The organism is Tardiphaga sp., assembly GCF_028290495.1.
Classification (GTDB): Bacteria; Pseudomonadota; Alphaproteobacteria; order Rhizobiales; family Xanthobacteraceae; genus Tardiphaga.
This window is the reverse complement of sequence record NZ_JAQGJT010000068.1, coordinates 1-26,315: the sequence shown is the minus strand read 5'-3', so window position 1 is coordinate 26,315 and position 26,315 is coordinate 1. Positions and strand designations below refer to the sequence as shown.

At 58.2% G+C, this 26,315-nt stretch carries 18 protein-coding genes; 14 read left to right on the top strand and 4 right to left on the bottom strand.

The features are described 5' to 3' along the window. Nucleotides 1-9 precede the first annotated feature (9 nt). From JWQ24_RS12625 to JWQ24_RS12580, 10 genes are all read left to right on the top strand, one after another. Entirely contained in the window at nt 10-1,017 is a 1,008-nt protein-coding gene (locus tag JWQ24_RS12625; RefSeq protein WP_299808142.1) for an SDR family NAD(P)-dependent oxidoreductase, read from the top strand. Nucleotides 1,018-1,136: 119 nt separating this feature from the next. Further along, nucleotides 1,137-2,306, top strand: coding sequence for a hypothetical protein (locus JWQ24_RS12620; protein ID WP_366521440.1), 1,170 nt, complete (start codon nt 1,137-1,139; stop codon nt 2,304-2,306). Continuing rightward, nucleotides 2,284-3,555, top strand: a complete 1,272-nt coding sequence (locus tag JWQ24_RS12615) for a polysaccharide biosynthesis/export family protein (RefSeq protein WP_299808136.1) — start codon at nt 2,284-2,286, stop codon at nt 3,553-3,555. The genes JWQ24_RS12620 and JWQ24_RS12615 overlap by 23 nt, the downstream gene beginning before the upstream one ends. A 309-nt stretch (nt 3,556-3,864) precedes the next feature. Next, a complete protein-coding gene (locus JWQ24_RS12610) occupies nt 3,865-4,530 on the top strand; it encodes a helix-turn-helix transcriptional regulator (RefSeq protein WP_299808133.1) in 666 nt (221 codons plus the stop codon). A gap of 269 nt (nt 4,531-4,799) precedes the next feature. Further along, the gene (locus tag JWQ24_RS12605; protein ID WP_299808130.1) at nt 4,800-6,026 is read left to right on the top strand and encodes a glycosyltransferase; all 1,227 of its coding nucleotides are present in this window, start codon (nt 4,800-4,802) and stop codon (nt 6,024-6,026) included. Continuing rightward, nucleotides 6,023-7,276 carry an O-antigen ligase family protein gene (locus tag JWQ24_RS12600; protein WP_299808127.1) on the top strand — a complete coding sequence of 418 codons (1,254 nt, stop codon included), beginning with the start codon at nt 6,023-6,025 and terminating at the stop codon, nt 7,274-7,276. The genes JWQ24_RS12605 and JWQ24_RS12600 overlap by 4 nt, the downstream gene beginning before the upstream one ends. A 3-nt stretch (nt 7,277-7,279) precedes the next feature. Next, the gene (asnB, locus tag JWQ24_RS12595; RefSeq protein WP_299808124.1) at nt 7,280-9,268 is read left to right on the top strand and encodes an asparagine synthase (glutamine-hydrolyzing); all 1,989 of its coding nucleotides are present in this window, start codon (nt 7,280-7,282) and stop codon (nt 9,266-9,268) included. Nucleotides 9,269-9,282: 14 nt separating this feature from the next. Continuing rightward, on the top strand, nt 9,283-11,202 hold the full coding sequence (locus JWQ24_RS12590; protein WP_299808121.1) for a hypothetical protein: 1,920 nt from the start codon (nt 9,283-9,285) through the stop codon (nt 11,200-11,202). A gap of 8 nt (nt 11,203-11,210) precedes the next feature. After that, nucleotides 11,211-13,364 carry a polysaccharide biosynthesis C-terminal domain-containing protein gene (locus tag JWQ24_RS12585; protein ID WP_299808118.1) on the top strand — a complete coding sequence of 718 codons (2,154 nt, stop codon included), beginning with the start codon at nt 11,211-11,213 and terminating at the stop codon, nt 13,362-13,364. Between the two features lie 114 nt (nt 13,365-13,478). Beyond that, entirely contained in the window at nt 13,479-16,202 is a 2,724-nt protein-coding gene (locus JWQ24_RS12580; protein WP_299808115.1) for an AMP-binding protein, read from the top strand. A gap of 432 nt (nt 16,203-16,634) precedes the next feature. On the opposite strand, the gene JWQ24_RS12575 is transcribed toward JWQ24_RS12580, so the two are convergent. After that, entirely contained in the window at nt 16,635-17,150 is a 516-nt protein-coding gene (locus JWQ24_RS12575) for a DsrE family protein (RefSeq protein WP_299808112.1), read from the bottom strand. Between the two features lie 506 nt (nt 17,151-17,656). Between JWQ24_RS12575 and JWQ24_RS12570 the strand changes: the two genes are divergently transcribed. From JWQ24_RS12570 to JWQ24_RS12555, 4 genes are all read left to right on the top strand, one after another. Beyond that, nucleotides 17,657-19,819 (top strand): hypothetical protein, encoded by a 2,163-nt coding sequence (locus JWQ24_RS12570; protein ID WP_299808109.1) that lies wholly within the window; start codon nt 17,657-17,659, stop codon nt 19,817-19,819. A 55-nt stretch (nt 19,820-19,874) separates the two neighbouring features. Beyond that, the gene (locus JWQ24_RS12565) at nt 19,875-20,897 is read left to right on the top strand and encodes a TAXI family TRAP transporter solute-binding subunit (protein WP_299808106.1); all 1,023 of its coding nucleotides are present in this window, start codon (nt 19,875-19,877) and stop codon (nt 20,895-20,897) included. After that, the gene (locus JWQ24_RS12560) at nt 20,894-21,514 is read left to right on the top strand and encodes a type VI secretion system-associated protein TagO (RefSeq protein WP_299808103.1); all 621 of its coding nucleotides are present in this window, start codon (nt 20,894-20,896) and stop codon (nt 21,512-21,514) included. The genes JWQ24_RS12565 and JWQ24_RS12560 overlap by 4 nt, the downstream gene beginning before the upstream one ends. Nucleotides 21,515-21,610: 96 nt before the next feature. After that, on the top strand, nt 21,611-22,297 hold the full coding sequence (locus tag JWQ24_RS12555; protein ID WP_299808101.1) for a class I SAM-dependent methyltransferase: 687 nt from the start codon (nt 21,611-21,613) through the stop codon (nt 22,295-22,297). 189 nt (nt 22,298-22,486) lie between these two features. Here JWQ24_RS12555 and JWQ24_RS12550 read toward each other — a convergent pair whose 3' ends face one another. The 3 genes from JWQ24_RS12550 to asnB (JWQ24_RS12540) all read right to left on the bottom strand — a co-directional run. Next, nucleotides 22,487-22,753 carry an acyl carrier protein gene (locus JWQ24_RS12550; protein WP_299808099.1) on the bottom strand — a complete coding sequence of 89 codons (267 nt, stop codon included), beginning with the start codon at nt 22,751-22,753 and terminating at the stop codon, nt 22,487-22,489. A 58-nt stretch (nt 22,754-22,811) separates the two neighbouring features. Then, entirely contained in the window at nt 22,812-24,365 is a 1,554-nt protein-coding gene (locus JWQ24_RS12545; RefSeq protein WP_299808097.1) for an AMP-binding protein, read from the bottom strand. Further along, on the bottom strand, nt 24,365-26,315 hold a 1,951-nt coding region (gene asnB, locus JWQ24_RS12540), incomplete at its 5' end, for an asparagine synthase (glutamine-hydrolyzing) (RefSeq protein ID WP_299808095.1). The genes asnB (JWQ24_RS12540) and JWQ24_RS12545, both read right to left, overlap by 1 nt.

The window sequence follows — 26,315 nt, the reverse complement described above, 5'->3', positions numbered from 1 at the left end:
TCGACGAACATGAGCTACCTTGGAGCAAAAATTCTCGTAACGGGTGCCGATGGTTTCATCGGTTCTCACCTGACCGAAGCGCTTGTTTCGGCGGGAGCCGACATTACCGCCCTGGCCCAGTATAATTCCTTCGATAGCCACGGCTGGTTGGATGATCTGCCGGAACCCACCCGACGGAAGATCAACCTCGTACGTGGCGACATTCGCGATGCGGCTTTCGTCAGCCGTCTCGTGCATGGCCACGACATCGTCTTTCATCTGGCCGCACTGATCGCGATACCGTATTCGTATCTCGCAGCCCAATCCTATGTCGAAACGAACGTACTCGGCACGTTGAACATGCTCGAAGCTGCGCGGCAACACGGCACCGAGCGGCTCGTGTGCACTTCGACGAGCGAGGTCTACGGCACCGCGGTGAAAATGCCGATCGATGAATCTCATCCGCTGCAGGGACAGTCGCCCTACTCCGCATCCAAAATAGCCGCCGACATGATGGCCGAGGCATTCGCGAGGTCGTTCGGCGTACCGGTCGTAATCCTCCGACCGTTTAACACGTTTGGCCCGCGGCAAAGCGAGAGAGCGATCATCGCCACCATTATACGACAGGCGCTTGATCCTTCCTGCCCGGCGATAATGGTCGGTGACGCGACGACCGTGCGCGATCTCACATTCGTTACGGATACCGCGGCGGCATTCATGGCTGCTGGCATCGCGCAGGGCATCGAATACGGCCAAGCCTACAACGCTGGCAGTCAGCGAGCGATCATGATCGGCGATCTGATCGACGTCATTCTCGAGCTTACATCCAGCCGCAAGCCGATTCTTCAGGATGAAAAGCGGCTTCGGCCAACAAATTCGGAAGTACGAGCGCTTCTCGCTGATTGCACCCGCTTTGTACGTGAGACCGGATGGTCGCCGCAGGTAACACTGCGTGAAGGACTGGAACAGACAGTTAACTGGTGGCGTGGCCGCCTTTCGGCGAAGCAAGTCCGGCTGCAGAGAGATTTCATCACATGATGACCCCGCGCAGTTGCATCCGAGTTGCCTTGTGGTGCAGCGTCGCTGGCGCGCTCGTCATTTCCAGGATAGCCCTATCGGAGCCCCTCTCAAATGCTAAACTTGTTCTTGCACCGAGCATGGATTTTCCTAACTACCTGGTACCGGCCGTAGATCCATCCCTCGGCACAACCTTCGTGCGTGTAACCAACTCCGAAAGTCCGATGGGAAACGGTGTAACCTGCAGTCGCCCCTACTGCACTCATCGGTATTCGAGCGCTCAAGCCTGGAATGCCGACCAAAGCTTGCTTTTGATTGTCAACGGTTGCGGCGGCTTGTGCTTTCTTGATGGGCACACCTACGCTCCACTCTTCCGGCGACAACGGGCGGGTGAATGCGAATGGCATCCACAAGATCCGGACCTCATGATTTGCATTTCCGGGCATCGAATTTCGCGGTGGGCACCGCGAAATAACACCGAAGAACTGATCTTTGAGACAGAGGCCTATCGCGAACTTCAATTCGGCCCATACAAGGGCAATCCCTCATGGGATGGAAGCCGCATCGTCGTGCGCGCCACGAGCCAAACGGGAGCGCTCGTCGCATTCGCATTTGATCTTTCGAGTCGTCAGAAATTTCCTGACGTTGACCTGGCGCGACTTCCTGGAAAAAATAATTATTGCGGGATCTCGCCGCTGGGCAAGTACATCTTCTGCCAGCAATCTCTCAGTGACCTCACAGATCAAGCATTTGTGCTTACCACCGATGGAAATCTCATCCAGAGCTGGACCGAACATCATCGGCCCGGCCATGGCGACATGACCGTCGATAGCGATGGTCAGGAAGTCTATGTTGGAATTAGCAAATCGTCTCCTGACCGGTATCAGGTGATCAAACGGAGACTTCAGGACGGGCTGGTCACGGCGCTTGCTCCATACGGCGATGCACAGCATGCCTCAATGCGAGCGATACGCCGTCCCGGATGGGTTTTCCTGAGTTATGCCGGCAACCCGCTCTCGTTGACCGGCCGTTTGCGAGTGGCCCCTTTCGCGCAGGAGGTTATTGCACTGAAGATAGATCGCAGCGGCGAGTTCCGACGTATCGCTCACACGCTTAACACGCCGTACGACTACTGGAGCGAAACGCACGCATCACCCTCTCCCGATGGATCACAAATCATTTGGTCGAGCAACTGGGGGCAGCGAGGCGGACCGGTGTTTGATTTTGTTTCCCGCATCGACTGGGCTGATTGGGATAGCCGTGAAGGGCTAAGGCAAGGAGACCATCATGAACGGCAAACGTCGCAGTAAGACCTTCAGCTGTATCCCCACCGTCTTCTGGGCGGTGATTGTTGTCTTGACGAGCAGCGAAGGCAGCCTCGGAGCACAATATAGACTCGCTCCAGGTGATACTGTCGAGGTGTCGGTTGGCGGCGTTCCTGACCAACGCAATAGAGTACAGATTCAGATCGACGGCACTATCGCTCTTCCCGGAGTTGGCACGGTGGAAGTTGCGGGTCTGAGCCCGGCGGAATTGCAAACCCGTATGGAGACGTTGCTGCAGGCCAGGATATTGCGTCAGCGCTCACCAGACGGGCGCGAGCAGGCTCTCGTTGTCAAGCCCGGGGACGTCATGACGAGCGTTGTGGAGTATAGGCCGATCTACATCACTGGCGACGTCCTCACGCCGGGGCAGCAGGTGTATCGAGCATCCATGACCGTGCGCCAGGCTGTCGCTGTTGCCGGCGGCTTTAGCCTGTTGCGCTCGCGCGCGCAGCAAGGCACCGATCCGGCGGATCTCATGCGCGACTATCAATTGTTCTCAACCGAATATATCAAGGAGTATTTTCACGTTGTACGCATCAATGCGGAACTGCGAGGCGATGACAGCTTCGATCAGACCGCCCCTAGGGAGATATCCTTGCCGGCATCCACAATCGACCCCATTTTGCAATCCGAGGCGCAGTCGCTGAAGACCGCGCAGATCGACTATCGCAGGGAACGAAGCTTTCTGGAAGACGCAGCAAAACAATCAGATGCGCAGCTCGCCACCCTCAGAAAGCAGCAGGATGGTGAGGAAAAGGGCGTGCAAGCCGATGAGGAAGAACTCGAACGGGTCATCAAACTGTTTGGCTCGGGATCATTGCCAAGTCCTCGCGTTACGGAAAGCCGACGTGCCCTCTTACTGTCATCGACGCGGCGACTGCAGACCACCGTCGAGCTTATGCGGCAGCAACGTCAGCGCGAAGATTTCTTGCGCCAGATCGAGCGGATCGCCAGTCAACGAACCATCAATCTACTGCGCGAGTTGAAAGATTCAAACGCTCGCATGGCAGACCTACGAGTGAGAATGCAGGCGCTGAGCCAAAAAATGCAACCTATTGGTGGCGTCGGAGCGGCGCCGATCGGGACAAGCGATCTCCGGCCGGAAGTCACCATCATCCGGAAGGTCGGCCAACAATGGGACAGGATCGCCACATCGGTTGATTTCGATGTAGAGCCGGGGGATGTGGTCGATGTTGCGTTGCGCCCTTCGGCTGCGGCCAGCGCATCAAACTGAGCCATTGGCACGAACGGATTACCCACAATAGATACCGCCTCGCCTGCTTCCGGCGCAATGTTTTGAGAAAAACCGCACGCTGAGGCGCTTGCCCTGCTTTCTCGCCGCAAGATATTCATCAGTGCACTCGGCCAACCGTCCTGCGAGCTGAAAATTTCTTCAGCCAAGCGAGCAGCCGGGTTACCCCCGATTTGAAATTTACAGCGCTTGCTGAAATTGGAATGATTTTGACGCCATCAGTCATTCATTTGATTGAGGTGCCCGTCCTTCATTTGAATGTGAGACAGCAGGCGAGAAGGGAACAACGAAATGCTGAATTTGAACCAGAGCGCCACGTTGCCCAGCGCGATTGCTTCGCTGCATCCGTGCAAGGAATCAATCTTCAACATCTCGAATCGTGCCCCCGTCTTGCCCGATGCCAATCCTGGAGAGAACCATGACGAGCTACGCGCGGCTATGGGGCGTATCGGTTGCGGGCATATCTTGCTCATACGTGACCGCGTCATCGAAGCGAGCGCAACCGCCCGCGCAATATTGGGACGCGAACGCTGTCATATCGCTGGTCGCGAAACACTCTACAGTTCTCTAAAGCAACTGCTTAGTCGTGCGGGAGCCCAAATTCCCGTTGGCTCGACGTCATGGCTGGCGACTTCCTCTAAGGAAGGAATCACGACTCTTGTAGATCAGGTCGTCAATGCCCGGTCGGATGAAACGAGCACTGTCATCCTGCTCGATCTCGACGCTCATCCGGAACCGATGCCCCGTACCCTCCAGCGCCTGTTTGCCTTCACAGCGGCAGAAACGCAGCTTGCCGTCGAGTTAGCGCGAGGTCGCAACTTGCTTGACATAGCCCGCTCCCGACGACTGAGTCGAACGACAATACGCTCACATTTGGCTGCTCTGTTCATCAAGACACAGACGCGACGGCAGGCAGAGTTGGTAGCACTACTGGGACGGGTCGCCGTCTTACCCTGAAGAGAAGGACATCCAATGGATTCACATCCATACCTGATGCCCACCAGGCGCTAAAGAAGATCTCGACAACAACAAGCGCATCACTCCTGCGAGATCACCTGGACCTTTCGATGCTATCCTCATTCAAATGAATGGAGACACTTTCTGATCGTCTCGTAAGGTATCACCACGTTGGCGGGTGCCTTGTACTCGGAGAAGGCGGAAGCCAGTCGCACGAGATTTCTCGATTTGGCGGAGCTGCATGGCGGCGGTGACCGAAAGGGACTAGCATGACGTTGCACGTGCTCTGCGTCGGAGGTGAGGATCATGCAATGCGGATCCCCTTCCTGTCAGCTCTGCGGAGCCGCGGATTCCGGGTGAGCGCCGCCGGCACGGGCGTTGCGCGTCCGTTTTCAAAATGCGGCATAGATTACCATGGTTATGATTTCGATAGATTTGGCGCGCGTATTGCTGATCGGATGGCCATCGGCCAGTTGTCGCAGCTTGTGAGGGATATTCGACCCGACGTTGTTCAGACGTTTGATACAAAACCAAACCTGCTTGCGCCGCTTGCAATCCGAGGTACGGTTCCAGTTGTACGCACCATCAACGGAATGGGGTGGGTCTTTTCCTCGGCGCACCTGAAAGCCCTTGCGCTCAGGCCGGTCTACCTCGCGTTGCAGCGGCTGGCCGCACGCTGGACTACGGCGACTGTATTTCAAAACACAGCTGATAGTCGCTTCTTCCACCGCTACCATCTGCTCGGCAGCAGCCCGGCTGTGCTGATCAGAAGTTCGGGAATAGACGTCGGCGCCTTCGAGGCAGCACAGGTCCAGACGCACTCCATTTCGATTGCGAAACTTCGATCCGAGCTGGGGCTGGGCGATAGCGAGGTCGTGCTCACGGTGAGCCGACTGACCGTACAGAAGGGTATACCCACGCTTCTTGAAGCGGCGGCAATTGTCCATGCGGTTCGGCCTGATGTCCGCTTCCTGCTTGTCGGCCCAAGGGAGAGCGAGGGTCCCTTTGCTGTGGATCAGGCTTTGGTTGATCGGTATGCACCGTACGTGATCGCGCTCGGTGCGCGATCCGACGTTCCCGCACTTCTCGGCATCGCCGATGTCTTTGCCTGCCCCACTGAATATCGGGAAGGCATCCCCCGTGTCCTGCTGGAAGCAGGTTTAGCAGGCGTGCCTATGGTAGCCACGCGGGTGCCAGGTTGCGACGACGTGGTTGCGGAGAACTGGAATGGACACCTCGTGCCTCAGCGCGACCCGCGCGCACTCGCCGCAGCTATTCTTGATCTTCTCCAGGACCCTGGCCGCGCAAGAGCCATGGGAGCGCGCTCCATCGAACTCGTGCGCCGTGAATTCGATCTGAACGTCGTAGCCGATGGTTATTCCGATCTTTATCAGCAACTGCTTTCCTCCGGCAGGCCACGAGACGCCCAGATCCCCCCATCCCACGACAGTACCGAACATCACTCAGCCAACTTTCACAGCAGCAAAATATCATGATGGGTAATGCGCTTCTCGCTTTTGGCATTGTACTTACGACAGCTTCACAGCTACGCCTTCCAGCTGTCCCGCTGGGCGTTGGTGAAGTCTGCCTCGTCCTATGGCTCGCCCACGCCTCGTTGCGTCTGGTGATTTCCGGTCGAATTTACAACGCAAGCGCGGTGCTCCGAATGGGTGCATTTTGGGCCTGCTTAACTTTGGCCTTAAGCGTCGGAACGTGCGTGGCACTTCTAAGTCAGGAACTGGACCCTGACACGATGTTGCATGACGCATTTGCGTATCTATTGGTGGCAGCCATCAGCTTCCTCGTCGCGGCGACAATACAAGCCGACGGCCCGCTGCGCCAAACCGAATGGCTTCTGATCGCCTTCTGGAACGCCGCCCTACTTCTTCAGATCGCCATGGGGTGGGGCGTCATCAGCCTGCCGTCAGTTGACCCCTGGTACTGGGACCGTTTTCGTGGATGGGCCGAAAATCCCAATCAGGTCGCGCTAAACTGCGCCGTTTTCACGCCGCTGTCCCTCCGCCTTGCGCTGTTATCAAAAGGGTTTGGCCGCATCGCCGGATTGTTCAGTTTCCTGCTCACCTTCATCGTCGGCCGGATGACCAAGAGCGATACATTTCTTATTGCGATGGTGGCAGTCTTGGCGCTTTTTCTCGTGCTGCGTTTGAGAACCTGGCTAACCTCGCCGGAACACAGGTTTGGTCTCCGATTCGCGATGGCGGCCTTCATTATCATCGCTGCCGTTCCTCTCACGCTCTCGTTAACGCCGTATGCCGTAGCGACCGCCGATGACGTTGAAAGTCTGGCTATCAATTTGACAAAGGATCATGGTGGCGACGCCACGAAGCGTACCGCGTCCCTGCGACTACAACTCTGGACCGATGCGCTATATCGCGGGCTCGAGTCCGGATCTCTAGGGCTAGGACCTGGACCACATCTTGAGAAGCCGTTTGTCACCAATAGACAGGCGCTACCAAAACCTTTCGAAGCTCACAGCACGCTGCTTGACATATTCACGCAAGGCGGCCTGCTCGCAGTGATCGCCGTTTGTGGCCTCCTCGCCGGCACTTTCGTGCTCGTGCTACGCGCGGGGTTCGACGCTTTGGCGGCATTGATCGCTGCGCTGTCCATTTTTAGCATAAGCCATTTCATCCTGCGTCAACCAATCGTGTGGTTCGCGCTTGCTCTGTGCCTGATCCTCGGCTCGGCACCCGTCCCGTCACCGCACGCGCGCACTGGAAGGTGAACCATGTGTGGCATCACCGGAATCCTTCAGATGCCGCGAGCTTCTGGATCCGCAGATCTCGCAGCGATCGGACAAATGACGAGTCGTTTGCGCCATCGCGGGCCGGATGCAGACGGCACCTGGTGTGATCGCGACGCCGGGATTGCGTTTGGGCACCGCCGGCTCTCGATCGTGGACCTCACAGATGCAGGCCGACAACCGATGCTTTCCAAGAGCGGCCGGTTCATCATCACATTCAATGGCGAGATTTACAATTATTTATCGCTGCGGCAGGAGCTTCAGGGCCTAGGTCAAAACTTCATCGGCGGTAGCGATACTGAAGTTCTGCTGGCGATGATTGAGAGATGGGGGCTTGAGACAGCCTTAAGCCGCAGCAACGGAATGTTCGCAATCGGCCTATGGGATCGCCAGAACCGCATTCTCCATCTAGCCCGCGATCGAATGGGAAAGAAGCCCCTCTACATCGCCAGAACGCGAAGTTCGGCGGTCTTTGCCTCAGAGTTAAAAGCGATCGCCGCATTCCCCGATTTTGTTCCGGAGATCAACGCGTGCGCGGTTGCCGAATTTCTCGCTCAGGGCTGGTTGTCGGATGAACATTGTATATGGCGAAACGTCTTCAAACTTCCGCCCGGCAGTATTCTATCCTTCAGTGCCGGTGACCTTCTAGCTCTACGGGATGCAGCAGAGTTGCGAACGAGGACCTACTCCTGGTGGTCGCTGACCGATGTCGCCAGAAACGGCCGAAAGAATCCCGCTCCCGCCGACGATCGCGAGCTCGTGTCGAATCTTGACAATTTACTCCAGAAGGCCGTGGGCGACCGCATGGTCGCTGACGTGCCAATCGGGCTATTTCTATCCGGCGGCATCGACAGTTCAACTGTCGTCGCCCTAATGCAATCTCAATCGACGCGGCCGGTCCGCACGTTCACTATTGGGTTCGGCGAACCCACCTTCGACGAAGCGGCCAACGCTGCGGGAGTGGCCCGTCATCTCGGCACGGACCATACAGAACTCCGTCTCACTCCCGCGGACGCCAGAGCAGTCATTCCCGAACTGCCTTGCGTGTGGGACGAGCCGTTTGCCGACGAATCGCAGATTCCGACGTTACTTCTCTCTCGTCTCGCTCGCCGAGATGTAACGGTGGTCCTCTCCGGCGACGGCGGTGACGAATGTTTCGGCGGGTATTCCAGGCATCTCTTGACTGCCCGTCTGGCTTCCCTCCTTAACTCCAATGGACCACTTCGGCGAACGGCGGCAATGGGCGTGGGCTTGCTTGCACGCGGTTTGAGGGAAGACATCATCGACGCCCTGCCTCTTCCGAACCACCTGCGACGGATGATCCAGGGCGACCGAATTAACCGCCTGGCGCAGCTGTTTGGAGGCAATGATGCTGACGAAATGTATCGGCAAACGATGCGTTTTTCCCAGCTACAGCTAACGCCGGAGCAGACGGTCACCGATTCGGGCAAGGCGCCGCTGCTGAACGATCTTCTATCCGACTTCATTGTTCGAGACATGATCGGCTATCTCCCGGGCGACATTCTGGTAAAGCTTGATCGCGCCAGCATGGCGACGGGCCTGGAAGCACGCTGTCCGATTCTCGATCATCGCGTCGTGGAGTTCTCCTGGCGATTACCAAACACTGCAAAGGTGCGCCACGGCCAAGGCAAGTGGATCTTACGGCAGGTTCTCAACCGCTACTTGCCGCACCACCTGATCGATCGACCTAAACAGGGTTTTGACGTCCCTATCGGCGCCTGGTTGAAAGGCCCCCTGCACTCGTGGGCCGCGGACCTTCTCTCCGAGCCACGTCTTCGCCGCCAGGGTTTGCTGGATGCACGAAGAGTTCAGAACTGCTGGTTGGATCATCTGAGCGGCCGCCGCGATCACTCGCGACCGCTATGGGCGGTCTTGATGTTGCAGTCTTGGCTCGAGACGATGGTTGAGCAGAAAGCATCTGGACCAGCGGGCATGTTCGAGCCCGCACAGTAAAGGAACAAGCCGCCATGGAAGCGTTGGTAGGCAACCGCATTCGACCGCTAACGGCTCTTTCGCCGGACCTGACGGAGAACGAGTCGGAACGATCTCTCGTATCACACGACGGCCTGCACACGTTGAAGCAAGTGATCGATAGTGTGCGGAAATACAGGCGGCTCGTCGTCACGATAATTGTCGTGGGGACCCTGCTCGTCGCGGTCGTCAACCTTCTAATGCCACCTTCTTACCTGGCGACGGCTGCACTTGCTATTGATGTTCGACAATCGGGTGGATCTGATGCTCTCGGCAGCGGTGCTTCCGCAGCACCTACGCCCGGCGCCGAGGAGTCCATCATCGATACCCACGTCACAGTACTGCTGTCCGATGCATACTTACGGCGAGTTCTCCCTGCGCTCAGCGCGCTCGAAGACGCGAAGAACAGTGATCGGACAAGGTCGCGAACCGGGGTGCAAATCTTGCTCACGCACCTTGGTAACGCATGGTTAGCGACCAAGGAGTTGATCCTTTTCAAAAAACACGAAACAAGTGAAGGCGCCGCACTCACCGCGCTAAAGCGCAGCCTGAGGGCTGGCCAGGAACGTCGCTCCAGGATCATCGGCGTTACCGCTACGAGTTCCGATCCGCAGCGCGCGGCGGACATCGCCAATACGGTCGCACAATCGTATGTCGACGAGGTCACGCGCCAGAAACAAAGCGAAGTAGAACAGGCTTTGAACTCCCTTTCGACGCAATCATCCAAGGTTCAGAGCGATCTTGCAAAGGCGGAGGAGGAACTAAAAACTTACCGTCTTGGCCCGTCCTCTTCCTCGCGTGACACGCTGGAATGGCGGGTAACAACGCTGGCACAGCAGTTTGAAACGCTCCTGCGGCGGCGGCAGGAGCTAACTGCGAGGGGTCTGGTCGTACAACCAGACGTCAGTCTTCTCGCCACTGCCTCGCCGCCAGAGCGCCCGAACTCGTTGCACCCGCTTCTTATTGTTCCTCCTGCTGCAATTATCTTCGCTCTGCTCAGCTGCGTTCTCGCCGTGATACTAAGTCGTCTCGATCGGACCCTGCATACGGAGACCGAGGCTACGGAATTTCTCCGTATTCCATGCTTCGGATTGGTACCTTCGATCCCGCCGGATCTCGGTAAAAATCCACAATATTCTTTGGGGCAACCCGCGAGTCACTATGCCAGAGCAATTCGCTCCATTCTGGTATCTATCCTGACCTCTGGCCCGACAGCTCCACGATCGCAGCGTATTGTTCTTGTGAGCTCCAGTATTAGCGGCGAAGGCAAGACAACACTTGCACGGGGCCTTGGTCTCTACGCCGCTCGATTCGGGCTGCGTACTCTACTCCTGGACTTCGGTCAATTTTCCGGTCGACGCGGTGACGAGAGCGCCAGTTTGCTCGGTCTGTTAACGCACGACCGTCCACTGTCAGACGTCGTCGAACCTATCCAGGATACTGGCATTGACTATCTGGCGGCAGGCTTGTCTGAAGAAATTCGGCTCCGGGTACTCGCAAATCCAAAAATCCCTGCGTTGCTCCGACAAATGAATGACGCCTACGACCTGGTCGTTATCGACGGCCCCTCGCTGCTGGAAGCTCCGGAAGCAAGACTTCTGGCGAGTTGGGCTGATCACGTTTTGCTCGCCATCCATTGCGGAGTCACCCATCGAGAAATGGCGCGGACCACGCTGCACCAGCTCGCTCGGACAGAACATCTCAACGTAGCCCAGAATACCAGATTTTCATCAGTCTTAACTCGCGCAGATCCGTCACAGGGTAACCAGTTCGGTGGGCGCGCAGAGCAACTGCCCAAGGGGATCTGGGTCGCGCTCAGCCAGCGGATGAAGGCAGCAGTCACCCGGAGGGCGACGGGCAACGCCGCAATCGACATCAAGCGCTCCGCAACGTCCAACCTGAGATCCCGAAATTAGAGGGTCGCATGATTATCGAGACTTTCGGCCCGCCTGGCGCAGGCAAGACAACCTTTAACCGAGCGCTCGCTCAGCGCTTGCGTGACCGTGGGTATACGGTCGATCTTGTACTTACATTACCACTTTCTGATCGCAATTTTCTGAGCCGCGGCGGATTCGTTCCAGCGCTGCTGCGCATCACCCGCGCGATCTTCGCCACCATCGTCATCTTGTGCCGGCCGGTCGCAAATGCCCGCGGACTGCGCCTGGCGCGGGATCTGCTCCGACTGATGCCACCCAGGAACCCCATTTGGCGGATCAGACTTAGTCAGTACATTATTCGGCTTTCCTGTGTATGGAAGGACTCGCACAAGCTGGATCACATCATCTTATTCGACCAGGGGCTTGTACAGGCCGTCTGCACCCTGGCACTGTTCAGCCGGGCAGACGAGAAAGCGATCGCGATTGCAATCGGCATGAGGACGCAACCGGACCTGCTGATTCGCTTCGATGCTCCGAAGGAGCTGTTGGAAGAGCGCCTTCATGAGCGGACGCGCCAAGCAACGTTCGCGGAGAGATGGTTCGAAGCTGATGTAGACACATTTCTCGAAGCAAAGCCGATTACCGACTACGTTGGCTCGCTGCTCGAGACCGAGCATCAGCGAATGATTTGCGTTAATTCGCTTGACCCGAACCTCATGCTTAGAGCCCTCGACCTCGTCGAAGAGGAAATTTCCATTAAGGTGGGAATTGATAAAACGGCGCACTCGCGGTCCGACCCGGGGCCCGATAGCCCCGGATCCTGCACTGGAAAGTTCGCGTCAGCCCCGTCAGCGCCACAGAATATCGCTATTGCCACAGTTCAATCCGCACCGGAACTCAGCCGAAGCCTCTCTAGCGCAAGCCTATGGGCCTTCGTTGTCTACGTTGGTGGTGCCGGGCTGACCTGCCTGGCTCAACTTGTAATTGCCCGCAAGATTGGAGCGCCGAGCTACGGTATCTATTCGTACGTCTCGGCCTGGACGACTCTTCTCTCCTACATCGCAGCACTCGGATTCAACGTGGTCCTTCTGCGGTTTCTAGCGGCCTATTGCGCGACGGAGCAGTGGTCGTTAGCGCGCGGAATTATTCGATTTGCGTTCGGACGGTCGTTCCTGGCTGCGATGGTGATCGCAATCTGCGGAGCTGCCACCGTGTTGTTGCTGGCCGACGGCTTTCCGCGCGAACTGGCGATCGGCATGGCCACCGTCCCACTGGTCACGCTGGTTGTGATCGGCTCTGCCACAGTGCGCGCGCTGGGCGGCGTCATTTCTGCGATTGCTCCCGAGCGCATCGTTCGGGATGGTCTTATGGTCGCGCTGGTTGTGCTCGCCGGGATGTTCGGCGCCACCGCAGTCAACGCCACGACGGTCTTGATGGCTTTAATGGCAAGCTCCGCCGTCACCGCGGGCATTCTCGGACTAAGCTTGCGCAAACTTTGGCCGCCGCAACTACGGTCCGCTGTGTCTGCTTACGCCCCCAGCGATTGGTGGCACCTCGCCCTTCCCGTCATGATCATGATCGGGCTCGATGTACTCATGAGCCGCGCAGGCGTGATCCTGCTAGGTTGGAGCGGCGACACTCGTGCGGCGGGCATCTTCGCGCTAGGGCTGAATTTGGCCCTCTTTCTTGTTCTGCCTCGTATGGCGGTGGCAACGTTCTTTGCGCCAACCGTCTCGAAGCTTCACGCACAGCAGAATGAAACGGCGCTTCAAAGCCTGTTTGCCCGAGCGACCGTCCTTTCGCTGGCCGGAACGATCGCTCTGGCACTTCCACTCTTGTTCCTGACGGAGCCGCTGCTCCGGCTTTTCGGAGAAGATTTCGTCGCAACAGCGTCAATTGCGAAAATTCTTGTCCTCGGACAGATCGTCGCAGCCGCAACCGGTCCGCAGCAAAGTCTTTTGACGATGATGGGACACGAACGTGCAGCAGCCGCCATGATGATGGTCGGAGCTATCATCAACATTGCAGCTTGTTTGATCGGAATCGCCTACTTTGGAGCAATAGGCGCTGCTGTTGCGACGGCCACCACGAACGTGGTTTGGAATGCGGCTATGGCGATCTACATCTACAAGCGCATAAACATGATTGCAGGTCTGTTCTTTGCGATTGTGGAGTTTCGCCGGCCGGCAGCCACGAGCTAGCCTGAGAAATGGATCGACGACGCAAAATTGAGCTGCGGTGTCCTCCTCATGCGAGGGATGCCAGTAACCGTTTAATAGCCTAGAGATTTTTCTTCCACAGCGGTGAGTAGGGTCATGCAACTTCAGACACCTTCTGATGCCTCATTGCCGAAAAGCGTAAAACGCTTCGCTGACCAAAGCTCATTTTTTGGAGAAAGGGGGGAGGCAGAAAACGCTCGCTGGATGAGATCTCCCGAGTTTCCTCTCGATATGGGAGGCCCTGTTAATCGGCCGTACGATCGGATGGGAGCAGATTTTTCCAGCGTGCCCGCGATCGAGCACCTCAGTGCAATCGCAAAGAGATTTTCTGACAGAGTGGCTGTCAGCGATAGTGCCCACCAAATCACGTATTCGGATTTTTTGGCCCGGATTTTGACGCTGGCCCAGGTAATTTCAACAGCAGTCCCCGAAGGACAAGCCGTCGGGTCGGTGTTGCGAAATTCGGTCTGGCAGCCGATCGCGATGCTTGCATGTATGGCGGCGGGAAGACCCTTGGTCCTGCTCAATACGCGCGATCCAGTCCAACGAATGACGGCCATCGTCGCAACTGCGCGGATTTCTCTGCTGATCGGCCAGGACAACAGCAATTCAGAGTGGATCGAAAAAGCCGGCCTGCAGTTGCTCGATATTACGCAAGTCAGCGAACCTTCAGCCGCCGCCTCACCGCTTGCGCCAACCCCGGTAGATGCACCTGCCGTTGTGCTCTACACCTCGGGCAGCACGGGACAGCCAAAGGGCGTTGTGAACAGCCAACGCAGCCTTCTCCAGCGCGTCCAGCAATATGTGGATGCATGTCACATAGATGCTGCGGACGTATTCATGCCTTTGAGCGGTCCCACGACCATCGCAGGCTGTAGAGAGATGCTCTCCGCCTTGATGACCGGCGCAAGATTGCATATGGCGGACGTCGAGGCTCTCGGCCTTCGCGGTCTGCTGCGTCAGCTTCGGTCGCAGCGGGTAACAATCACGTACATCGTTCCTGCTCTCCTGCGCGCAGTGGTTGCCGCGAGCGAGGCCGACGATTTCGAATCGCTTCGGATTGTCCGACTGGGCGGTGAGAAGGTGTTGTGGACGGATATCGCGCTCGTTCGAAAAGTGGTGCAGCCCCACTGCTTCATCCAGATCAGCTATTCGTCGACCGAAACCACCGGCACGCAGTGGTTCCTTCCGAACGATTTCAAAGAACAGGATTTCAGCGTTCCTGTTGGCTATTTGCTGCCGGGGCTCTCATATGCCGTCGTTGACGACAGCGGGACACCTGTCCCCGCCGGCGAAGTCGGAGAGCTGGTCGTCAAGAGTATGTATGTTCTACTTGGTTACTGGGAGAACGGCGGGCTTTTCCCTGCACTACCGGACCCAGGTGATAAACGCTGTCGCATCTTCCCGACAGGCGACCTCGTTGTTGTCAATGAGTACGGGTTATTGCAGGTGGTCGGACGAAAAGGACGTCAGCTCAAAATTAATGGACGGCGTGTCGAGCCGGCCGAACTCGAAACTGTGGTACGCGGGATTCCTTGGGTGCGGGACGCCGTCGCTATCGTCACCGATTCAAACGAGTTGGTTGTCTTCGCATCATGCGGTGATCACGCGGAGGCTACTTTTACAACTGACGTTCGAGACATCATCAGGCAGAAACTTCCCACCGCATTACATCCGACCAGATTGCATGAGGTCGTGGAAATTCCGCGCCTCGCGGGAGGAAAGATCGACGTCGCGAAACTCAAGGCGCTGGATCTTGAAAGCCGAGGAGGTTCGCCATCGCCTCGACAGCCTGACTTGAACGAAACAATGCACGCCAAGAAAGTCGTGGAGCAGGTGTGGACCCGAATCCTCGGCACGGCCGATGTTACCGGTCGCTGGGACGAGGCAGGCGGCGATTCACTCAAGCTTTTGCGCTGCGTGATGGACCTGGAAGAGCTGATCGGCCAAGAGCTCAATATGGAAGCCTTCACGGTGGACATGAGCGCAGCCGATATGATTCGGACCGTCGCCATCGGAGGTAGATCGGAGCGGCAGGAACACGATGAAGAGCGCCTCCCTCATCTTGTGATATTGCCAGGCTCAATGGGCTATGGTCCGAGCATGGCCGCATTCGGAGCGCAATTAAGCAAGGTCGCTCATGTGATCCCGATCCGCTACCCGGACCTGACTTCGACCCTGGCTGGACGCGGCTCGATCGACGACATGGCTGCGTTGGCTTTGGAACAGATCAACGCCGTTCAGCCTCGCGGCGACATACGTTTGATCGGTTACTCATTAGGCGGCGGTGTGGCTTTTGAAGTGGCTAGCCGGCTGATCGCGGAAGGCCGTTCGGTAAAGTTTCTCGGCATTCTGGACACCAATATTGGCCCCCGCAAGCGTCACTATCAGGAGACCATGTCACGTACGCTGCAGCGAATTAGATCGCACCGGGTCACAATGTACCGAATGCTTTGTCGCTCGATCGCGAAATGCGTTGTTCGTCTTCGCTGGGAAGTGAAATTCTGCCGAATTATCGATGCGAAGGCTTGGACGCATCTGGCAGGTACCCGCTTTATGCTCAGGTTGGAACTCGAGGAGATTCTCCGGATGCAAGCATTCGGCCGCTGGCTGGCGGGTGCCAAAGGCCGCTTGCCTATCACCGGAACGCTATTCCTTTGTAATCGGCGCGGGTTGCCAGCGCATCTTGGCTGGGAGTCTATGTTTGCGCAGCTAGACCTCATTCCGATCGCCGGCGGCCATCTTGATCTCGTTGTCGAGCCGCATCTCGCCGTCAACCTACCGGTCATCGAGCGATCCGTCGCGTCGTCCTATTCCTGAGCTGCCTGCGCTATCGAAATTTGATCAACTTACGATAAAGGAAGCATTGGTCCACGGGTGTGTGGATCAACCGCACTTACGTCAGCCGTGTCGAACGGTCAGAATGATATTGCAAATTTTTGGCGTCCCACTGGGCGTGGCGCAATGCAACGGCTCCCGCGGCGAGGGCGTAGAACCTGGACTTGCATCAAGGTTGTAGGTTGGAGTGGCTGACTACGGGCCGTTCCGGACATCGACGCCATTGTCGGCGCCATTCTTGCGCCTCGACGTCATTCCGATTACCGGCGGCCATCTTGACCTCGTGGTCGACCCGCACTTGTCCGTCAACCGACCGGTCATTGAGCGAGCCATCGCGTCGTCCCATTCCTGATCCTCGACAACCGGATCCGACAGGTCGGAACGAGATTCAGCTCGCAAAAGAGTCCCCTGGAATCAAGGTCGCAGGTAGCTCCAGCCTTGCTCTTGCAGCTCCATGAGCCGGACCACTCCGGATTTGGTGACCTTCGCCTGCGAGATAAGAGGAATATCTTTCGCCTCAACTTTTGTCATATTCTCGCGGGTATTCCCGCATGCTGAAAAGGTGAGCTGTGGCATGGTTTCGTTCATGGATTTGATGCGCGCTTTGACGGGAGAGGTGTCATCTCGCAGCATGTGCAGTCCTGGTCCAAAGGCGACCACTTCGATCTCAACCTTTTGGCCGAGCTCGCTGTAATGCTGAGCTACATTGCTGACATTATTGAGAGCGAGATTCATTGTTGCGGGGTCATTGACGTCAACCTGCACAACGAGCCGATGTGGCTGCGTTCGGGTGGCGCCGGTGGTCATCTTGGCGCTAACATTCATTTTGGAAGAAGTTCTGATTTCCGCAGAGCCGCTGGTTTGGGTACTCAGCACCAAGGTGAGCCCAATGGCGGCCACGCCGGCGAAGACGACGAATGATCTGTTCATGGTGTTTCCTTGAGTGTGCTGGGAGTGCTGGCTCAAGTGCGCACCACAGCGTAATCGCGCGCGAACGAGCGGGTCAAGAATGGTTCAGACAATGCGGGCGTGATCTACTTAATTGCCGCGATTGGTGCGTCTACCTCGTTGTGGCTACCTCCATTGCCACATCGACAAACGACAGACGAAGGCTGTGTCATGAAAATGGTCATACATAAAAGCTCACCTGAGTTGTCACGATGGGGTCACAGGCAATTGGGGTAGCATCGCATTGGCTACCGCGATCCAAAACTGCTGAGAGCTCACGCGTAACAAGAACAGCCGTTGCGCGTGCCTCGGCTGCAGTGGGAACTTGCATTCTGTGGCTTTTCATTGGAGCCGCGGAGGATGGACTATGCGATGAAGGCCAACTCCGCGCGCAGGCTTTCACTGCATCAACCCAAACGGGACGTACGATCCCAGAGCCCTACGCCATTCGAAACGGATTCTTCCTGATCTCGCAGGTTACCGAGACGATGGCCGTCGAGCGGCAGAATCTGGAGATCGGCCGTGAGAAGATCAGCAATCTTGCAGGTCTGCCAATTCTCGTTCAACTTTCAGATGTAGCGCAAGAAAACGCCGCGCAGGCCTCCGAAGCCGCTCAAGCGTGGGAGCGGAAGCAGGCCCTTGAACGGAAACGGAACAGCGCTGGGGCCCTCGCACCTGCGCTTATCTCGCCCCCCCGAGCAGAGCTCAACACGGTGCAGTCGACCGCTGAAGCGGCCAGCACCACGCTTAGACGCGCGCTTGATCAAGAGCGAGCCAGGGCAGAAACCCTTGCGCGTGAACTTGCGACCCTCCGGGCGGAACTCGATACGGCACGGGTGGCAGGCAAGGAATCTGCCCAGGCCATCGAGGTAGGGATCAGGCAAACGCAAGCGCTCGAACAGGAGCGAGACAAAGCAACCAACCTTGTGCGTGAGCTTACCTTCCTTCGAGCGGAACTCGACGTGGCCCGGATCGCGGCTTCGAAAGCCGTGCAAGCCACCGAGGCCGAGATCAAGCAAGAACAGGCGCTCGAACAACAGGAGCGAGGCAATGCAGAGAACCCCGCACGGGAGCTTGCGGCTCTCCGGGCTGAACTTGACACGGCGCGGATCGCAGCTTCGGAGGCCGCGAAGGCCACCGCGGCAGAGAGCGAGCAAAAGCAGGCGCTCGAACAGGAGCGGGCCAAGGCAGAGAACCTCGCACAGGAACTTACTTCTCTTCGGGCGGCACTCGATACGGAGCGGAACACAACTTCGGACGCCGCAAAAGCCACCGCGGCAGAGAGCGAACAAAAGCAGGCGCTCGAACGGGAGCGGGCCAAGGCAGAGAACCTCGCGCAGGAACTTGCGACTCTCCGGGCTGAACTTGATACGGCGCGGATCGCAGCTTCGGAGGCCGCGAAGGCCACCGCGGCAGAGATCGAGCAAAAGCAGGCGCTCGAACGGGAGCGGGGCAACGCAGAGAACCTCGCACAGGAACTTACTTCCCTTCGGGCGGAACTCGATACGGCGCGGATCGCAGCTTCGGAGGCCGCGAAGGCCACCGCGGCAGAGAGCGAACAAAAGCAGGCGCTCGAACGGGAGCGGGCCAAGGCAGGCACCCTCGCCCATGACCTTACCTCCCTTCGGGCGGAACTCGATACGGCGCGGATCACAACTTCGGACGCCGCAAAAGCCACCGCGGCGGAGATCGAGCAAAAGCAGGCGCTCGAACAGAAGCTCAAACAGCGGCGAGACAGAACAGAAGCCCTCACGCGCGAATTGACCTTCCTCCGGGCAGAACTCGACACGGCGCATGCAGCGGTTCCGGAGACCGCGCGGATCATCGAGGCTGCGAAGGTCGAACAAGAGCGGGCAGTTGAAAAGGAGCGCAACCGGACCGAGACACTCGCCCGCGAGCTTGTCTCGGCGCGCAAGCAGGCCGAGGAGCAGTCCACCCGTCTGACTGCCGCGCACGCTGAGGTGCTGCAAGTGACAGAGACAGGCAGGGCCATCGCAGCAGAGCAGAAACTGGCTCTCACAAGCGAACGCGAGCGTGCCGACGCCCTTGCGCAGGAGCTTGCGCTCGTCAGGAATCAACTCGAGGCCGAAAATCGGCAGCTCGCTGCCTTGAATGCTTCTCGGCCCCTCACTTCACGCGGGCCTACCATTGATAGTCCGCACGAGCGCGCGGCCAAGTCCGGTTCAAAGATGACCGAGGGAAAGAGCCGCTCGCCGGAGCGGGCCTCCGCCCAAGCTGCCGCTTCGATTTCGGAACGGTCGCCCGTGTTGGAATTGCCTCCGGAAGCGCGATCGACCGCTCGCGAATCCGCGCCGGATTTGGACCCGAAAGTCCCTACGGCGCCAGAGGGATCTGCGTCGGCGAACGCAACTCCCCACTCCGTGGTGGACGAACAAAGGCTGCTTATTCGGGCAAACGCATTGCTCCGGCAAGCTGATATTAGCGGCGCTCGCCCGTTGCTTGAACACGCTCTTGAGCGCGGCAGCGCACGAGCAGCCTTTATGCTGGCCGAGACTTACGACGCCCGCGTGCTGCAATCGTGGCGTGCACGCGGAATCCTCGGTGATCTTGCGAAGGCACGCGAACTGTATGAAAGAGCACAAGCGGGCGGCATTGAGGATGCGAAGGAACGGATCGAAACGTTGAAATAGCTGTCGGCTCCTGGCGCGTTAACCCAAGGTAGTCAGCCGGAGAATGGAGACTCACATGTCGCTCATCAAACTCTCATCTGCGATGGCATTCGCGGTGCTCGGCCTTCAACTAACTGCAAACGCCCAATCCCTCCCGACGCGCGAGACGCCGGCTATGGCGGCGACGAAAAAGACCGACACGGCTGCGAAAGAGCGCATCAATGCATGGACTGTCGGCCTCGCAGGCGGGCTCATTGAAGGCGCTCCGCTTCGTCTCGCGGCAGAGATCGCTCGCGTCGTAAATGAGGAGGACAAGCTACACGTCATCCCGATCGTGACCCGCGGAGCAACGGAAAATGTCAATTCACTATTATATCTCAGGGGTGTTGATGCGGCGATCATCAACACGGATGCTCTTGACGAATATAGAGCTCAGGTCCCGTCTATCGAACGGCGCATTGTCTACGTTCTGAGTCTCTTTCCATCCGAACTGCACATCTTCGTCCGCCCCGAGATCCGATCGCTCGAAGACCTCAAGGGAAAAAAGGTCAATTTCAATACGCAAGGCACGGCAGCCGCCTATTCCGGTCCGCTGATCTTCAGCCGGCTCGGTCTAAACGTGGAAAAGATGTTCATTCCGCACCAGGTAGCATTGGAGCAAATGAAGCGCGGAGAGGTCGCGGCCGTCGTGTTTGTGACGTCGAAGCCCGTTGACGCCTTTCTAAAGGGACGATGGGATCCCGGATTCAAGTTCCTCGCCGTCGAATACGGCGCCAAATTCGAGGACTACTATCTTCCGTCGTCTATCGACGCGACGGACTATCCGAGTCTGGTGCCGAAGGGTGAGCGGATAGCGACGATTGCAGTCCCCACCATCCTTGCGGCGTACAACTGGCCGCAACAGTCCGACCGATACCGGCGAGTGGCGCGCCTTGTAGATCACCTGTTTAGTCGCCTCGACCGGTTGCAGTCCCCCGGTTTCGATCCGAAATGGAAAGAGGTCAACCTGCGCGCCAGCGTACCGAGTCTCGGCCGGTTTCAGCCAGCGCAGGAATGGCTTGATCTTCCGCAGGCCGTAACAGCGGGACGGTCCCAATGAAGGGTGTGGGTGCTCTCGCTCTGACTGTGCTCTTAACCCTGAGCCAGGCGGTGTGTGCTCAAACCGGCGGCGCCATCGATCGTCTGAAGACCTGCTCACAGTTTCAAGGCATGGATCGATTGAAATGCATCGACGAGCTGTTGGGGGAGATGGCTGAAACACCCGATACCGCGCCGTCTCAAGGCCCGAACTGGATCATCAGCGAGACGACCTCGCCGGTGGATTATCGGCCGCAGATTGAGGCGCTGACGACTGCGCGCGCGGCGTCGCAAAATGCCGCCTCCGCGTTCGCCATCCATTGTCGCGCCCAACGCACAGAGCTGATTATTTCCACAACGGGTTCCTGGAAACAGGTCCCGGATGGTGAGGTGAAGGTCGTGCACCGGATCAACGAAGAGCCGGCTGTCGAACAGCGCTGGAGAGCCCTAGAAATGGGGAAAAGCCTTGCCTTTCCAGGCGACGTCGTCCGCTTCCTGCGCTCAATGCCGGATGGCGGCCGGATTTTGGTTAAAGTGTACGCAGGTAAAGACCCGCCAAATGAAAGTACGTTTCAATTGGTCGGCCTGGATTCCGTCCGACGCAAGATCGCAACGGCGTGCAACTGGCCCCAGCCCTGACCAACGCGCATACTAAAGCGGGCGCCGCCAAATTCCGAAGTACACTTGCTATTGAATCGTTGCCGGACAACTTTCCCGCAGGCAGGCTGGATCGCCATGAACGAAATAATCAACGTCACCGCGGCTTACGATAAGGGATGCACTCAATTTATGGGAATAGAGCTGCTCGTCGCATCCGGCGCGCTCATCCCCCGGCCGGAGACCGAATTGCTTGGCGCTAGCGCTGTGGATGCCCTGCGTCAATTAAACATGCCGGCGCCGCGAGTGATCGACATGTGCTGCGGGGCGGGAAATCTGGCATGCGCCATCTCGCTCAAAATTTCCGATGCGCGGGTCTGGGCGAGCGATCTTACCGATGGATGCGTCGATGTCGCACGTCGCAATGCCTCCTATCACGGTCTCACGGATCGATTGTCGGTGCTTCAAGGCGACCTGTTCGAAGCCTTTTCAGGTCTGCAACTCGACGGCATCATCGACCTGATCGTCTGCAACCCACCTTACATTTCCGAAGCGCGTCTCAGAGGCGACCGTGCCGCCCTGCTCGAGTTCGAGCCGCGTGAGGCCTTCGCAGCCGGTCCTTACGGGCTCAGCATCCATATGCGGGTTGCAAAAGACGCGCTCCGATATTTGCGGCCGGGCGGCATCCTGCTGTTCGAGGTTGGCCTCGGTCAGGAGCGGCAGGTGACGACCATTCTCGAGCGCAGCAAAGGCTATGAGAACATCAGGGTGATCACGAACGAAACGGGCGAAGGCCGCGTTGTTATGGGATACTCAAAAGCATAGCGGGTTTATTTTCTGAGCAGGAACGACGCATTTCAGGGCCAGTTCAACGGGCAACCAGGCGACCCATAACGCATCTGGCGCACGTAACCATATTTTTGATGGCCGTGATCGAATGCCGGAACTCGAGCCGGCGGCGATCGAACCCCTTCGGTCGTGTTCACGACCCCGCTTGTACGCGGCAGGCAAACATCAGTTCTTCTTGCGGATGACGTATTGTGCAATTCCCTCGATTGAATCGAGATTTTCCGGCAAGAGTTCGCTGTCTTCGACCGTGATACCGAAGGTCTCCTCGATAAAACCGATCACCTCGAGCACCCCCGTCGAGTCGATGACTCCTTGGTCGAGCAGCGACGTATCGAACTCCAGCAAGTTCGTTTCAGCGATGAAGAAATTCGACACCAGGAAATCGCGAACTTGTTTTCGATAGGTATCGAGTGGTTCCTTGGTTAGCAACATGAGTTGTTTACTCCGATGCGAAAGAGGGAAATCACGATCTAATCATCCGGCAATCAGCTTATGACAGGGCTCTCTTATTGAGTTTTGCGGTATCTGTCCGTGGCAGGCTAGGCACGATCACGATGCACTTTGGCACCATAAAGCTTTCAAGGCTTCTCTGGCATTCTTTCCGGAGTTGCTTCTCGTCAAGCGTTCTTCCCTGCTCGACCACGACAAACGCCTTAACCGCCTGCCCGAGGAGCTCGTCGGGAACGCCAATGACCGCGGCTTCCCTCACGCCCGGAATATTCATCAGCACGTTCTCCACTTCCTTGGGAGCGACCTTCTCTCCCCGGGATTTTATGATCTCGTCGCTGCGGCCGATGAAGTAGAGGTAGCCTTCCGCGTCAATCCGGCAGTAGTCACCGGTGTACAGGACCTGCTCACCGGGCAGAGGACCGGCCTTGAGTTTCCTGGCCGTGGCTTCTGGCTTGCCCCAATAACCCCGCATCACCGTCGCACCGCGAATGACAAGCTGGCCAACTACGCCGGGGCCCACGCGTCTGTCGTCCTCGTCGACAATCCACATTTCAGTGTTCGGGATAGCGATCCCAACGCTCAACGGCTTCCGGTCGATATCCTCCGGCGGTAGGAACGTGCAGCGCTTGCATTCAGTGAGGCCGTACATGGAATAGATCCGCGCTGCCGGGAACAGGTCCTGCAGAAGACGAATGTGCTTAATCGGCAGCGCAGCGCCGGTGTTCGTGACGTAGCGGATGCTCGAAAGATCGTGCTCCTTTATCGACTTCAACCCCGATAGCATCGAGAAGATCGTCGATACACCGGGCAAGCCGGTCACCCGCTCGTCCGCGATAAGCCCGAGGATCTGCGCCGGAAAAGCGAACGATCGTTCGAGGACCAGCCGGGCGCCCGTGCGGACCGCCATGATCATTTGATACAGCCCGTAATCGAAGGCGAGCGGCAGGACATTCAAAATGACCTCGTCTTCGCGCAGCGCCAGATATGAGGCTATCGACGTGCACGCGGCCAGCATGTTCCGGTGCGTCAGCATCACGCCCTTGGGATCACCCGTCGATCCCGAGGTGTACACGATGGCCGCGAGGTCAATATCGATGCAGTAGCGCGCCGGCGGTGCGTCATGGCCGGCGGCGCCTGCCGCGTCCCAGTGTACCGCATGGGGTAGCCCCGTCAGTTCGACATCGTCGATGGACCCGGAGACGATCACCCGGCGCAACCACGGGCATGCCTCGGCGGGCTCCTTGAATATCGGGTAGAGGTGCTTGTCGGTAATAAGCGCCGACGGCTGGCAATCATCGAGCAAGTAACCAAGCTTGTCGCGCTTGGTGAGCGGATTGACGATGCACACCACGGCATTCGCCTTGAGCACGGCCCAGAAGCTGACGACCGTCTCGACAGTGTTGTCGGCGAAGATGATCACCCTGTCGCCGCGAACGACTCCGCTCGCGACCAGATGATGCGCGATTGCGTTGGAGCGCGCCTCGATCTCACCATAGGTGACGCGACGCTCGCCACACACCAGAGCGACCTTTGCACCGAGGTGACGGGCGGAGTGGATGAGGTAGTCGTGCAGGAGCGGTACAGGACCATGCATCAGGAAAGGGCCGCCTCAACCCGGTTCTGGCGATCGACATCGACGGTCAAATCAAGAGTGTGGAGCCCGCCGGGACGACTCGTGACGAACTGCTGGTGTAGGAGCTGGGTCGATATCACGCCGACCAGCGCCATGTTGTCTGAGTTCGAGACGTCGCCGCCGCTGGTCGCGGCCTGCGCCCGACACTTGCTCAACAGACGCGCGACCGCGCCCGGATCGAAGACGTTTGCGTCGCGGATCGCCGTTTCCGAAAGCACTTCGGCAATATAGGCGGGCGCGTCGCGGGCGACGAAGCAAAGCGCATTAGGCGCGCGGAATGGCTGCTTCTTGCGGGCGATGATGTCCGCCGGTACGACCGACTCTGCGACGTGCTTAAGAACGTGCTTCTCGTCAAGGACGCGGAGCTTGTAGGCAGGCGGTAGCGAGTTCGCCAGCGCGACCACGTCCTCGTCCAGAAACGGGAAGCGGCCTTCGACCGAATGGGCCATGAGCATTCGGTCGCCCTGAGAGGACAGCAGATATCCCGACAGCAGTGTTTGGATCTCGATATACTGATCCTGCGCGAGAGAGCTCCATTGCGCGAATTCCGGAGGCAGACGGGCGATCAACTCGGAAACCGCATTCCGGTTCGCCGCCTCGGCGCGCATGTCGCTGGAGAACAGTCGCTTGATGGCGCTTGTGGTGCGCCAGCGAGGGTCATGCGCGAAGCCTGGCGTGGCGTGCTCCGACAGATTGCGCCCAAAGAACTGCCGGGCCATCGCTTGCTGTTGCATCGGCGAGCGGGTGAGATAGGGGTAGAGACGCTCCAGCAGTCGCGCGCGGCGCATTGAAACAGGTTGCCGCCCCCAGAAGCGGCGGACCTTTCCTTCGCGAAAGAGGTCGTAGCCGGCAAACATTTCATCGGCGCCTTCGCCGGTCAGCACGACCTTGACTCCACGGGCCCGCACCAGTCTCGACAGCAGGAACAGCGGCGCCGGTGCCGTCCTCAGGATCGGACGCTCGGTGTGGTAGATGACCTGCGGAAAAACCTCGGCAATGTCGCTACGCGAAACTACCACCTCATGGTGCTCACTGCCGATGGCGCGGGCCATCAGGCGCTGGAAATCGGTCTCGTCATACTCGACGTCAGAAAAGCGCAGCGAGAAGGTTTGGAAACGCTCGCCGGCAGAGCGCCGTCCCATCGCTGCGACGAGCGAGCTATCGAGCCCACCGGAGAGATAGCTGCCAACCCGAACGTCGGAGCGCACCATTCGAATCGACGTCGCAGATTCCAGCGCGCTGCGCACCTCCTCTACGGCGTCGTCGAGTGAACCGGTGAACTGGCCGTCGCGCGGACCAGACGATTTTGGATATCGCGGTTTCCAGAACGATTTCTCGTGAACGTCGCCGTTTTCATAAATGCGGAAATGCCCCGGGGCGAGTTCCCTGATTCCTTGAAACACGGTCTGCGGCGGCACGACTGTCCAGAAAGTGAAGGTCTGATCGATGCCGGCTGGATCGAAGGCACGGGGAATCGCTGCATCTGCCGCGAAAATGGCCTTCACTTCGCTGGCGAAATATAGACGACCTTTGCGCTCGCAATAATGCAGCGGGCAGATGCCGGTCCGATCGCGCGACAACACCAGGCGGCGGGCTGTCGAGTCCCAGATCGCGACCGCCCATTGCCCCGTCATCCGTTCGAAGGCGGCCTCGCCCCAGGCCAGATAGGCGTTGACAATGACCTCCGTGTCGCTGCGGGTCCGGAACCGGTAGCCGAGGACGATCAGCTTCTCACGCAATTCGACATAGTTGAAGATTTCGCCGTTGAACACGATCCACGTCGTGCCACTCGTATCCGCGAGAGGCTGCTGGCCGCTCGAAATGTCGATGATGGACAAGCGGGCATGTGCCAGTCCCGCGCGTTCGTCCCGGTACAGGCCCCGCTCGTCGGGACCGCGATGGGCTAGCGCG